Source organism: Sulfuricella sp. (genome assembly GCA_041651995.1).
Classification (GTDB): domain Bacteria; phylum Pseudomonadota; class Gammaproteobacteria; order Burkholderiales; family Sulfuricellaceae; genus Sulfurimicrobium.
The window spans coordinates 15,601-27,965 of the sequence record JBAZID010000019.1 but is presented as its reverse complement, the minus strand read 5'-3'; the positions used below and the strand labels follow the sequence as shown (position 1 = coordinate 27,965).

General features: G+C 59.8%; 10 protein-coding genes. 1 reads left to right on the top strand and 9 read right to left on the bottom strand.

Annotation, left to right across the window (positions count from 1 at the left end):
- Positions 1–52: 52 nt before the first annotated feature.
- Entirely contained in the window at positions 53–898 is an 846-nt protein-coding gene (locus WC392_14830; protein MFA5243640.1) for a hypothetical protein, read from the top strand.
- A gap of 295 nt (positions 899–1,193) precedes the next feature.
- On the opposite strand, the gene WC392_14825 is transcribed toward WC392_14830, so the two are convergent.
- The 9 genes from WC392_14825 to WC392_14785 form a co-directional block, all read right to left on the bottom strand.
- Positions 1,194–2,759 (bottom strand): radical SAM protein, encoded by a 1,566-nt coding sequence (locus WC392_14825; protein MFA5243639.1) that lies wholly within the window; start codon positions 2,757–2,759, stop codon positions 1,194–1,196.
- 120 nt (positions 2,760–2,879) lie between these two features.
- Positions 2,880–3,365: a C-GCAxxG-C-C family protein gene (locus WC392_14820; protein ID MFA5243638.1), complete on the bottom strand. Its 486-nt coding sequence runs from the start codon at positions 3,363–3,365 to the stop codon at positions 2,880–2,882.
- 133 nt (positions 3,366–3,498) lie between these two features.
- Positions 3,499–5,880 (bottom strand): DNA topoisomerase IV subunit A, encoded by a 2,382-nt coding sequence (gene parC / locus WC392_14815; GenBank protein MFA5243637.1) that lies wholly within the window; start codon positions 5,878–5,880, stop codon positions 3,499–3,501.
- Positions 5,881–5,891: 11 nt separating this feature from the next.
- The gene (locus tag WC392_14810; GenBank protein MFA5243636.1) at positions 5,892–6,344 is read right to left on the bottom strand and encodes a type II toxin-antitoxin system VapC family toxin; all 453 of its coding nucleotides are present in this window, start codon (positions 6,342–6,344) and stop codon (positions 5,892–5,894) included.
- A complete protein-coding gene (locus tag WC392_14805; GenBank protein ID MFA5243635.1) occupies positions 6,341–6,589 on the bottom strand; it encodes a plasmid stabilization protein in 249 nt (82 codons plus the stop codon). Before WC392_14805 ends, WC392_14810 begins: the two co-directional genes overlap by 4 nt.
- 106 nt (positions 6,590–6,695) lie before the next feature.
- Positions 6,696–7,112 carry a hypothetical protein gene (locus WC392_14800; GenBank protein MFA5243634.1) on the bottom strand — a complete coding sequence of 139 codons (417 nt, stop codon included), beginning with the start codon at positions 7,110–7,112 and terminating at the stop codon, positions 6,696–6,698.
- A 183-nt stretch (positions 7,113–7,295) separates the two neighbouring features.
- On the bottom strand, positions 7,296–8,540 hold the full coding sequence (locus WC392_14795) for a hypothetical protein (GenBank protein ID MFA5243633.1): 1,245 nt from the start codon (positions 8,538–8,540) through the stop codon (positions 7,296–7,298).
- Positions 8,541–8,635: 95 nt separating this feature from the next.
- Positions 8,636–10,606 carry a DNA topoisomerase IV subunit B gene (gene parE / locus WC392_14790; protein MFA5243632.1) on the bottom strand — a complete coding sequence of 657 codons (1,971 nt, stop codon included), beginning with the start codon at positions 10,604–10,606 and terminating at the stop codon, positions 8,636–8,638.
- A gap of 107 nt (positions 10,607–10,713) precedes the next feature.
- Positions 10,714–12,345, bottom strand: a complete 1,632-nt coding sequence (locus WC392_14785; GenBank protein ID MFA5243631.1) for an alpha-D-glucose phosphate-specific phosphoglucomutase — start codon at positions 12,343–12,345, stop codon at positions 10,714–10,716.
- Positions 12,346–12,365: the final 20 nt, after the last annotated feature.

Here is a 12,365-nt window from a genome sequence, read left to right as displayed (position 1 = left end):
CGGGCGGTGCTGAAACCGCCCTCGGTAATTTGAACTGACTGGAGACGAAATCATGCTTGTTGCCGACCTTCCACCTGTTCCGGCTCAGGAAACGCCCATCGTATGGATGCAGACGGTGCCTCGCTTCGGGGAAGATGGGGCTCGTCTGGATGGTGTGCGGAACGAGGCTACATGCGGCGCAATGCCCGTTGGTTATTGCGCCCTACGCGGGCTGGGCTTAAACCAAGGAGAGTTCGCCATGTTTGTCTTAGACCAACCGGATATGCCGCCTTCCATGCCGACTATTATGGTGGCGGAGAAAGCGAACCTCGGGCAGCAACTCGTAGCGGGACGATTGTCCACCCTGGGGGTGTGTGAAATATTGAATTTGAACCGATCAAGCCAAGTAGATGTTTATTCAACGATTGTTGCCAATATGTATTTCAATACATATAAGGCAAAAATTGACGCCGAGACAGCAATAGTTCGCGTCATTCGGCAACCTGCACACGGTTCCTTGGAACCAAATCCCGGCTGGAATGAAGCTAGATATGTGCCAAACGACGGTTATACCGGAAAGGATTTCTTTATCCTGGAAGTGGAAGGAAATGGCTATAAGGTTAGGCTACAGTATTTCTTGCTGGTCACCGCTGACGACGGAGAAGTGAACAATCCGGCCTGCAAAACTCCGGGACAAATTCCCGGACATTGGAAAATCTTCCTCAACCCTGCCCCGGACTACACCTCCGACATCCAACCCCTCCTGACCTACACCGGCATCAGCAACTTCATCACGCTGAACATCGCCGACCTTCCCGGCACCGCAGTCGCCCAAACCTCGGGTCCCACCATCACTTTCGACGATAACGCCGCCGGTTTCGGTTGGTTCGTGGACGCCACCCCCGGCCAGCCCGCGTAGGGCGCAATAACCAACGGGCATTGCGCCGCATGAAAAATCTCCCGATACTCGCCCCATGCCAGAAAATCGGCGCGCCTGGCACTTGGGCGGCGCAGAAACCGCCCTCGGTAATTTGAACTGACTGGAGACGAAATCATGCTTGTTGCCGACCTTCCACCTGTTCCGGCTCAGGAAACGACCATCGTATGGGTGCAGACGGTGCCTCGCTCCGGGGAAGATGGGGCTCGCCTGGATGGCGTGCGGAACGAGGCTACATGCGGCGCAATGCCCGTTGGTTATTGCGCCCTACGCGGGCTCACTCGTGTGGTTTCAGCACCGGCAAGCTGGGCGCGACCATAGGGCGGTTCTTGTGACCGCTGGGCATGCGGTTCAGTTCGCGCTCGATGATTTCCATGGTCAGGCGGCCGATGTATTCGCTGCTGGCATCGAGCGAATCGACCGCTTCGAGGTAAGCGCGACCGATCAGGCGTCCCAGCGGCTCCGGGTTGTAGAGCAGCTTCTTGATCAGGAAGGGGTTGAGCGAAAGCGGGTTGTAGTCCGGCTTCAGGTAGCCCTGCTTGATCAACAGTTTTTCGACTGGCGTATTGGGCTGGATGCCGATGAAGAAGATAAAAGGCAGCACGTTGTCGCGGCCGAACATCTGGTACAGCTCCTTGATTTTTTCGATGGTCATGCGCAGGGTGTGGACGGTTTCTCCCGGCGCGTTGAGCGGCATGTAGAGCTTGATTTTCTGGTCGGTATACGCACTGCTCCTGAACATGCGGAAAGCGTCCATCTGCTGTTCCAGCGAATAACCCAGGGTCAGCTTGTCGATGATCTCCTGCGAGCCGGTGAAGGACAGGTCGACGCTGCCGAGGCCGGTGGCGAGCATTTTCTGCGCCAGTTCCGGCGTCAGGTGGTTGAGGCGCAGATAGCCCGACCAGGTGATGTCCAGCTTGCGCGGCAGTAGTTCGTCGAGGATCAGGCCGACGTGTTCGGTGCTCTTTTTGGTCGAGCAGAATTGCGCGTCGGTAAACCAGATGCGCTTGACGCCGTAGTTCCGGTTCAGCGCCTCGATTTCCCTGGCGATTTCGAGCGGCTCGCGGTAGCGCTGATGCGCACCCTCGATCTTGTTGTAGAGGCAGAAATGGCACTGGAACGGGCAGCCGCGCTTGGTGTGCACGCCGATGTCGTCGTTCAGGTAGCTGTGGAATTCGGGGAAAATCGATTCGACATAGGGGAAATCCACCGCCGTCAGCTGGCGCAGGTCGAAGGTTTCGGCGCGCGGGCGATGCTCGACGCGGCCGGCGTGGTTCTTGTAGTAAATCTCACCGGCGGGCTCCTTGAAGCCATCGACGATGGAGAGCATGGCATCCTCGCCTTCACCGATCACGATCACCGTGTCGCTGGGGCATTTCTCGGCCACGTATTTACCGAAAATGGAGACCGCCGTGCCGCCCACCACGATGCGCGTTGAAGGCAGCATCTTGCGCACCAGCTTCATGTAACCGAAGTTGTTCAGGCGGCTGGCGGTGTAGTCGTAAATGATGGAAAACGCGCTCTTGGCGGCCTTGAGCTTGCGCTTCCAGTTGGGCGAGTAATCGAAATTCATCACCACGCCGAGCGCATCGTCTTCCGGATGCGGGCCGAAGGACTGCATGTTGCGCCAGGAAAAAGCCACGATGTCCGGCCGCAGCGATTCAAGGTGTTCCTTCACCACGCGCTTGCGATCGGCGGGCGCAACCAGGGCCAGGTCCAGCAGATGCTGGCGGATGCCGGGGCGCTGCTTGTGGATGTAATCCGCGACATAGATCACGCCGCCCGGATAAATCTTCCAGCACGGCAGGCGAATGTAAAGTACAGACTGTGTATCAGAGGACATGGCATTTCCAGTTTGGGTAATTGTTGTTATGAATGCCCGGACACCACTGGAATAGAACCGGAACCCCTATTGTGCTGTCGATTTATTACAAGCAGTTGATTCTGTTCACAAGGCAACGCATCACTTCATCATCTCGACCACCCATTTGGTGACCGTGCCGGTGGCGTGAGCGCACTGCTTGCCGCGCGCGTCGCTGAATGCCTGATATTCCGCCGCATTCCACATATCGTAGGTGCGGCCGGTAAACTGCTTTTGCAGATCTTCGCAGGTAATACCCCCAAACTCCTGACGAAAACGCTCGACCAGTTCCCTGGTTTTCTTGAAATTATTGATGCAACGGCCTTTATCGAGCTTGTCCCGATCCCGGCCATATTTCGCGCTCAGCGCCATCAGGCCGCCGGTCAATGCGCCGCAGGCACCCTGTGCCATCAACCCGCCACCACCGGAAAGCCCATGACTGGCCTTGATGGTGCTGTCATCGATAATGCCCACCGTCTCCTGCACCGTGGCCAGGACGCACTGTGGACAGCAGCCGTAGTCCAGTTCGTACCGGACTGCTTTTTCGTATGCCTGTTCGGCAAGGTCCGCTTTATCTTCGTTGCTCATGATCGCCTCAAATATATTAGCAAGTTCTTATATACGATCATACGCTTCATTTCGGGCAATAATTCGGCTATAAAAAAATTTGGGCTGACGCGAAGGCCAGCCCAAAGATCAAGGAAATCAATCACTGAATCGACTAATCTGATTTTTCCATCACCGTAGACAGCGCTTCCACCTTCATATTGAGCTGTACGCCCTTGCGCGCACGGCGAGCAACCTCGAAGCGCGGCATTTCCTCGATGGCCTTGCCGCGCCGCACGCCTTTGGTGGTGAGCGACTCCGCGAACACGCAGGTGAGCTTGAGGCTGTCTTTCTCCTCCAGCCCCATCAGGATCACGCCGCGGCCCTTGGGCATGGCCCTGACTTCGTTCAGCGCGTACACCAGCAGCCGGTCGCTGCCCGACACGCAGGCCACGTAGCGCTGGCCGCCGGGCGCGATGCGCGCCGGGGGCAGCACCTGCTCGCCGGGTTCGAGCGTCATGATCAGCTTGCCGCCTTTCTGGCGCGAGAGCATGTCACCGATGGTGGTCACGAAGCCGTAGCCGCCGGAGTTCGCCAGCAGCACCTGCTCCTCCGGCTGGCCGGTCAGCATGGCGACGATCCGGGTTCCCGCCTGCAGGCCCATGAGGGAAGCCGCGGGCACGCCATCGCCCTTGCCGCCGGGAATCTGCGCGGCGCTCTGCGTATAGGCGCGGCCGTCGGAGCCGAGCAGCAGCAGCGCATCGGGCGAACGGCATTCGAGCGCGGCGAACAGTTTGTCCCCTTCCTTGAAGGACAGTGCCGCCAGATCGACGCCATGCCCCTGGCGCTGGCGCAGCCAGCCCTTGTCGGAGAGGATGACGGTCACCGGCTCGTCCAGCACGGCGGCTTCGGACAGGGAAGCGCGCCTTGACGGCTCGATCAGGGTGCGGCGCTCGTCGCCGAATTTTTTGGCATCGTCGCGGATCTCGCGCGCTACCAGGGACTTCATGCGCGCCGGGCTGGCCAGCAGGGATTCCAGCTTGGTCTGCTCCTTCCTGAGCTCGGCGATTTCCTGCTCGATCTTGATGCCTTCCAGCCTTGAGAGCTGGCGCAGGCGGATTTCCAGGATATCCTCGGCCTGCCGCTCGGACAGCGCGAAACGCTCGATCAAGGCCGACTTGGGCTCGTCGGAGTGACGGATGATGCGGATCACCTCGTCGATATTGAGGAAAACGATGTGCCGCCCTTCCAGGATATGGATGCGCTCGTTGACCTTGCCGAGGCGGTGTCCCAGGCGCTTTTCGACTGTCCGGACACGGAACTGGCACCACTCGTTCAGGATGGTGAACAGCGACTTCTGCATCGGGTTGCCGTCCAGCCCGACCTGCACCAGGTTGAACGACACCGTGGTTTCCAGGCTGGTGTAGGCCATCAGGGTGCGGGCAAATTCGTCGCGGTCGATGCGCGAGCTCTTGGGCCCGAACACGATGCGCACCGACTGCTCCTTGTCGGATTCGTCGCGCGCCGTTTCCAGCAGGGACAGCAGCAGGGTCCGGGTTTGCGTCTGCCCCTGATCGATGGATTTCTTGCCCAGCTTGGGCTGCGGATTGGTGAGCGCCTCGATCTCGGACAGCACCTTCGCCGCCGAAGCGCCGGGCGGCAGCTCGGTAATCACCAGCTGCCACTGGCCGCGCGCCATCTCCTCGAACACAAAGCGCGCCCTGACTGCAATCGTGCCGCGCCCAGTGGTATAGGCATTGCGGATTTCGTGCGGGCTGGAAAGAATCTGCCCGCCGCCGGGAAAGTCCGGCCCCGGAATCATGTCGAGGAGCTGCGCCTCAGTAAAACCGGCCGACTCCACCATGCAGGCAGCCGCTTCACACACTTCGCGCAGATTGTGCGGCGGCACCTCGGTGGCGATGCCCACACCGATCCCGGAAGCGCCGTTGAGCAACAGGAAAGGCAGGCGCGCCGGCAGCACCACCGGCTCCTGGAAAGAGCCGTCGTAATTCTGGCGGAAATCCACCGTGCCCTGATCCAGTTCCGCCAGCAGCAACTGGGCAATCGGCGTCAGGCGCACCTCGGTGTAGCGCATCGCCGCCGCGGAATCGCCGTCAAGGCTGCCGAAATTGCCCTGCCCGTCGATCAGCGGGTAGCGCAGCGAAAAATCCTGCGCCATGCGCACCGCCGCCTCGTACACCGCGCTGTCGCCGTGCGGATGGTATTTACCGATCACGTCGCCGACGATGCGCGCCGATTTCTTGTGCGGCTTGTCCGGCTCGTTGCCCATCTCGCGCATGGCGTAGAGAATGCGCCGCTGCACCGGCTTCTGCCCGTCGCGCACATCGGGAATGGCGCGCGACTTGGACACCGCCATGGCATAGGCCAGATAAGCGGCTTTCGCGTAGTCCGCCAGGTCGTCCCGCGGCTCCTCGGCCAGTACATCCACGGTCGGCGGTGGTGGCTCGGGCGGCGGCAATTCAGCGTGAGGCTCTTCCATTGTTACATCCAGGTGCGGAAACAGGTCGGGGGTATTGTTGTCGATTTCATCTTTCATCTAAATACTCGTTACCTGTTCACATTATCCGATGGTGCGCCCCAGGGATTGACTATGCTCAATCCGGCTATGCCGGCAAAATCCTTGATATTGCGCGTTACCAGACGCTGATCATGAATTAACGCAATCGCGGCAATCTGCGCATCTTCAGTACTGATGGGGTGGCCTGAACGGGTGCGAGCAGCCACGAGCGCGGCATATTCATCTGCCGCCCTGTCATCAAATGGCAAACTACGTCCGGAAAAATCTTCCTGAAACATCCGTTCCGCCGCATTGGCAAGTTCATCACGCCGCCTGCCAGAAGGCAGAAGGGCGATGCCCAGCAGAATTTCCGCCCGGGCAATGACACTCACCGCAAACACCGCGTCCGGTTGGCACTCAAACCAGGCCAGTACATTGTCATCTGGTTGGGGGCGCATCAATTCCGACAGGATATTGGTATCCAGCAGGTAATGCTGGCTCACGAATCATTCCACTGTGGTGGCTGTCGTGTGGCTTGGCGTTCGGGAATCGGCAGTTCATCGACACCAAGCTCTGCAAACCTTTGATGTATGCGCTGAGCAAAGCTGCCCTCCTCCTGTGCAGGCATGACTACTCTGCGCAGGATCTGGCGGACCTCTTCTTCCATCGACCAGCCATGACGCGCCGCCTGCTGGCGCAGACTGGTTTTGAGCCTGTCATCGAGATTTCGGATCGTAATGCTGGCCATTTTTCTCACCCAATTGATTGCAACGCAATCATTGTAATCATCCGCCGATCAAATATCCAGGCAAATTGATATGCAAAGAACGGGTTGATATAAACCCTGGCCAAGGCTATTTGTCATGACAGGCGAAACACAGGTTGCTCCCCATGTTTGCAACGCGCAAAAAAGGCTGATTGGTTTTGCCGCCCATGCCGCCCATGGGGCCCATGTTGTGCGGGTAGTGACAGCTCTGGCACTCGACCATCTGCTCGACAATGACCACGCCTCTCTGCTCGGCTTCCCATTGCGAACGATATCCGTCCCTGATCGGGTAGATCACGCCCAAGGGGTGTGAATCCCAGCGTGTAATGTCTGGCGCATGCATATTTCTTGCGGTCGAACCATCATGACATGACAGGCAGAGCGAGGATCCGGACAGGCTGGAATCCTGCTGTGATCCTTGAAAAGACCCCTGAATGGCGAATACAGGCGTAACCGCCGCACAGCACAGCAGCAGCATGTTCAGAAATACCGCACCACGTATCATGCGAGAACTCCCTAATTATTTGTCATCAAAAAATCCAGGGGCAATACTACCAGTTTTCCCTTGTTTTGAAACTCACTCGCCCAGGCTGCTGAATTCCCATGTGGGCTTGCGCGCCGGCTTGCTGTTGTCGATTTCGATTCCGGATTTACGGTCAAACCTGTGGGCAAGTTCTTTGCCGGCAGCTCACTTGCAATGCGCATTATTCAAGAAATAATTTGCCTCGCGGCCGGAGGGCTGCGAATACTTGAGTTCATCTTTGTTGAACGGATTTCTGTAAAGCAGCGCACCTGCTCCACCGCACATGTCGTCGGTGGTAATTTCCGCGAGACGGAAGCAGAACTTGTCCGGCGCAACCGTATCGCGCGACCCGACAACTTCAATCTGCGCATGAATTCCGTCATCTTCCTGACGGCCAACAAACACCACAGGAAACATATCGCTATCGACACTCACGAACGCTTTCATCGTCAACTTTGCGCCCTGCTTGACGTAACTCCCCCTTACCGTGACATGCGCTATACCTGATCCCTTCATGTCAGACCGGCCCCCGGTTGATTTTGCCTTCTCAATCCTGATAACGGGTTCGCTGCTTATCTTCCTGATAGCGGGTGCATCGAATTTCAGCTCCTCCTGGTAAACAACCCCGTTGAGCTTGAATCTGAAATCTATCCCCGCCAGGGTCGCGCAGCTCATGGGCACGTTTGAATACTCGCAGACGACGCTTCTCCCCGGCTGTATTTCCTTGGGATCGCAACGAACAGGGATATCTTCATCAATGCCCACCAGAAATCTCGCCTTCGCCGTCATTTCACTGACCTTCAGCGGATAAGCACTGTTGTTCTGTATCTGGAATTTCTCCTGCGCGGACATAAATATCAGGGAATACTCGATGTCCGTATTCAGGTTTGCATTGCGGTCCGGAACCCTTTGCGGCACGTTGGGCTGGCTGGAAGAAGTTGCTCCCTGCATGTCGTAAGAGGACACGGCTGACAAGGGAAAGCTTTGCGAAGCCACGGCCCTGTTTTCAGCCTGGCTGAACACCTCAAAGACAATGGCGGAGACATCCGGACTCTTCTGGAACTGACGCGTCAAATGGTAGGTCTTGCCCGCATTGCCAGCCGGAAGATTGATGTCGTCCCCCGAAAAAAGCACCTCTCCGCCCCGGTTCTGAAAGACGGTCCTGACCAGATATGCATTCTCGATCGACTCGGTGATTCGCAGGTCAACAGTCCAGGTACGTGAATCCCGGCCCGAATCCGGCTTCAGTTTGAAATTCGAGAACTGAAATTCCACGGCGGTCTGTTTCGGCCTGGCAATGGACTTCGGATCAAGCCTGAAATTCTTCAGCTGATCCAGAGGACCGGCATTACCCACGGCCCCCAGGAGCAAAAAAGGAAAAACCGTGACCAGAACCCATGTTTTCTTCATACATACCTCCCCATACGACTTTCAATCTTGCCAAAAAGAGACCGTCTTGCTTTGATCTTCGTTTTGAACACCCTTTAAGACACGGTGAACACACATCACTCGTCCGCCTCTACCAGATGCCCCGCCTCCTCCATCCACGCCCGCCTCGAAGCTGCCTCGGACTTGGCCATCAGCTTGTTGAACACTTCGCGCACGTAGCCGGTGAAATCGTCCGTTCGCAAGGTCAGCAAGCGGCGCGCATCGGGGTTGAGGGTGGTTTCCCACAACTGCACCGGGTTCATTTCGCCCAGGCCCTTGAAGCGCGAGACCTGCCACGCGCCCTCGCGCACCTTGTCGGCGCGCAGGCGGTCGAGCGTGCCTTCCAGTTCGCCATCGTCGAGGCAGTAGAACTTGCGCGCCGGCTTGTTCTTGCCTTGCGCCGGGACATCGACGCGGTACAGCGGCGGCTGGGCCACGCACACCCGGCCAGTGCGCACCAGCGCCGGGAAATGGCGGTAGAACAGGGTCAGCAGCAGCACCTGGATGTGGCTGCCGTCCACGTCCGCGTCGGCCAGGATGATCACCCTCGCGTAGCGCAGGCCGGTCAGGTCCGGCGTGTCGTCCGGCGCATGCGGATCGACGCCGAGCGCCACGGCGATGTTGTGGATCTCGTTGTTGGCGAAGATGCGGTCGGCCTCGTGCTCCCAGGTGTTCAGCACCTTGCCGCGCAAGGGCAGGATGGCCTGGGTATCCTTGTTGCGTCCCTGCTTGGCGGAGCCGCCGGCGGAATCGCCCTCGACCAGGAACAGCTCGCGCTCTTCCAGATTATCCGACTGGCAGTCGGCCAGCTTGCCCGGCAGCACCGCCACGCCGGAGGACTTGCGCTTCTCGATCTTCTGCCCGGCGCGCTGGCGCACCTGGGCGGCCTTGATGGCCAGATCGGCGATTCTTTTCGCCGCTTCCTGGTGCTCGTTGAGCCACAGTTCGAGCGGGTCGCGCACCATGGAGGCGACCAGGCGCAGGGCGTCGCGCGACGAGAGCTTTTCCTTGGTCTGGCCCTGGAACTGCGGGTCCAGCATCTTGGTCGAGAGCACGAAGGAAATGCGGCTGAACACGTCGTCCGCGGTGAGCTTGACGCCCTTGGGCAAGAGGCTGTGGTGGTCGATGAAGCTCTTCAGCGCATTGAACACGCCGTCGCGCAGGCCGGATTCATGCGTGCCGCCAGCGGGCGTGTGGATCAGGTTGACGTAGGACTCGCGCACGATCGGCCCTTCCTCGGTCCAGGCCAGCACCCATTCCGCGCCCTCGCCCTGGGCAAAGGACTCATGTCCGGCGGGCGCATACCGGGCGAGCTTCCAGAACAGGCCGTCGAGCAGGTAATCCGCCAGCTGCGACTTGAGATAGTCGGACAGGCCGTCCTGGTACAGCCATTCCTTCTCTTCCTTGAGAATGCCGTCCTTGTCCTCGATCGCCAGCACCACGCGCACGCCCGGCAGCAGCACCGCCTTGGCCTTCAATACCCGTTCGAGCTGGGCGGGCGGAATGTCGCCGCTATCGAAATACTGCGCATCCGGCCACACCCGCACGGAAGTTCCGGAAGCGCGCTTGGGTGCGGTGCGAATCTGCGTCAGCGGCTCCACCACGTCGCCGCCGGAAAACACGATATGGTGCACGCCGCCCTCGCGCGTCACCGACACTTCCAGGCGCTGTGACAACGCATTGGTCACGGACACGCCGACGCCATGCAGGCCGCCGGAAAACTGGTAGGCGCCGCCAGCCTTCTTGTCGAACTTGCCACCCGCATGCAGGCGGGTGTACACCACCTCGACCGTCGACACGCCCTCCTCGGGATGGATGCCGACCGGGATGCCGCGCCCGTCGTCGCTAACCGAAACCGAACCGTCGGCATGCAGGCGCACGCTGATCACTTTGGCGAACCCCGCCAGCGCCTCGTCGGCGGCGTTATCCACCACCTCGGTCAGGATATGCAGCGGATTGTCGGTGCGCGTGTACATGCCCGGCCGCTGCTTGACCGGCTCCAGCCCGCGCAGCACGCGGATGGAGGCATCGGAATAGGAATTACTCATTTGAATCCTTGGTTAGGGGTGAGGCGTGAGGGGTAAGGGGAAAAACCGGGTTCGGTGCCGATGACTTTGACTTTCCGCCTCACCTCTAACCCCTCACGCCTCACCAATCAGGTAATCACCGTCGGCTGGTCGCGCCCGGTGCGCGCCTTGAGCCCGGACAATTCGTGGGCGATGGCGATCAGGCCGGACAACGCCTCCTGCGCATCCATCCTCTGCCTGGCCGCGTCCGGCTCGAAGGCTTCGAGGTAGATGCGCAGCGTGGCGCCCTCGGTGCCGGTGCCTGAAAGGCGGAACACGATGCGCGAGCCGTCCTCGAAAATGACGCGCAGCCCCTGGCCGGTGCTCACGCTGCCGTCGATGGGATCGGTATAGCTGAAATCGTCGCACAGCTTGACCGTATAGCCGCCGAATTTCCGGCCCGGCAAACTGGCAAACTGGCTTTTCAGGTGCGCCATCAGCTCAGAAGCGGCATCCGACGGCAGGCCTTCGTAATCGTGGCGCGAGTACACGTTGCGGCCATACTCCGCCCAGTGCTGGTGCACGATGTCCTCCACCGGCAGGCCGCGCTTCGCCAGGATGTTGAGCCAGAACAGCACCGCCCACAGGCCGTCCTTCTCGCGCACATGGTCGGAGCCGGTACCGAAGCTTTCCTCGCCGCACAGGGTGACCTTGCCCGCGTCCATCAGGTTGCCGAAAAATTTCCAGCCGGTCGGCGTTTCATAGCAGGGAATGCCGAGCTTCGCGGCCACCCGGTCGGCCGCCCCGCTGGTCGGCATGGAGCGCGCCACGCCCGCCAGGCCTTTCGCATAACCCGGCGCCAGCGCCGCATTGGCGGCGATCACGGCGAGGCTGTCGGATGGGTTAACGAAAAAATGCTTGCCCAGAATCATGTTGCGGTCGCCGTCGCCATCCGATGCGGCGCCGAAATCGGGCGCATGATCGCCGTACATGATCTCGACCAGCTCGTGCGCATAGGTCAGGTTGGGGTCGGGGTGGCCCTGGCCGAAATCCGGCAGCGGCACGCCATTGATCACCGTGCCGGCAGGCGCGCCGAGGCGCTGCTCGATGATCTCCCTGGCATAGGGGCCGGTCACCGCGTGCATGGCGTCAAAACAGATACGGAAGCCGCCTTGCAGCAAGGCGCGGATGGCCGCGAAGTCGAACAGGGATTCCATCAAATCAGCGTAGTCCGCCACCGGGTCGATCACTTCCACCGCCATGGCGCCGAGGCTGAAGCTACCCGGCCGGTCCAGCGCCACGTCGGGCGCGTCGGCCAGGCGGTAGTTTTCCAGCGCCTTGCTGCGCGCGAAAATCGCGTCGGTGATCTTCTCCGGCGCCGGGCCGCCGTTGGCGGTGTTGTACTTGATGCCGAAATCGCCATCCGGGCCGCCCGGGTTATGGCTGGCGGAGAGGATGATGCCGCCGAAAGTCCGGTATTTGCGGATCACGCAGGAAGCCGCCGGGGTGGATAGAATGCCGCCCTGCCCCACCAGCACCTTGCCGAAGCCGTTGGCTGCGGCGATTTTCAGAATGACCTGGATGGCTTCGCGGTTGTAGTAGCGGCCGTCGCCGCCGACCACCAGCGTGCTGCCCGAGGGGGCGGCAATGGTGTCGAAAATGGCCTGGACGAAGTTTTCCAGATAATGCGCAGCCTGAAAAGCACTCACTTTCTTGCGCAGGCCAGAAGTGCCCGGCTTCTGGTCGTTGAATGGGGTGGTGGCGACAGTGCGGATGTTCATGAAGACCTCTAGGGGATTTA

Excerpts from the sequence above, each read along its gene's own strand:
- WC392_14800 (MFA5243634.1), bottom strand. The coding sequence starts at position 7,112 with ATGATACGTGGTGCGGTATTTCTGAACATGCTGCTGCTGTGCTGTGCG.
- WC392_14825 (MFA5243639.1), bottom strand. The coding sequence starts at position 2,759 with ATGTCCTCTGATACACAGTCTGTACTTTACATTCGCCTGCCGTGCTGG.
- WC392_14785 (MFA5243631.1), bottom strand. The coding sequence starts at position 12,345 with ATGAACATCCGCACTGTCGCCACCACCCCATTCAACGACCAGAAGCCG.
- WC392_14805 (MFA5243635.1), bottom strand. The coding sequence starts at position 6,589 with ATGGCCAGCATTACGATCCGAAATCTCGATGACAGGCTCAAAACCAGT.
- WC392_14820 (MFA5243638.1), bottom strand. The coding sequence starts at position 3,365 with ATGAGCAACGAAGATAAAGCGGACCTTGCCGAACAGGCATACGAAAAA.
- parC (MFA5243637.1), bottom strand. The coding sequence starts at position 5,880 with ATGAAAGATGAAATCGACAACAATACCCCCGACCTGTTTCCGCACCTG.
- WC392_14830 (MFA5243640.1), top strand. The coding sequence starts at position 53 with ATGCTTGTTGCCGACCTTCCACCTGTTCCGGCTCAGGAAACGCCCATC.
- WC392_14795 (MFA5243633.1), bottom strand. The coding sequence starts at position 8,540 with ATGAAGAAAACATGGGTTCTGGTCACGGTTTTTCCTTTTTTGCTCCTG.
- parE (MFA5243632.1), bottom strand. The coding sequence starts at position 10,606 with ATGAGTAATTCCTATTCCGATGCCTCCATCCGCGTGCTGCGCGGGCTG.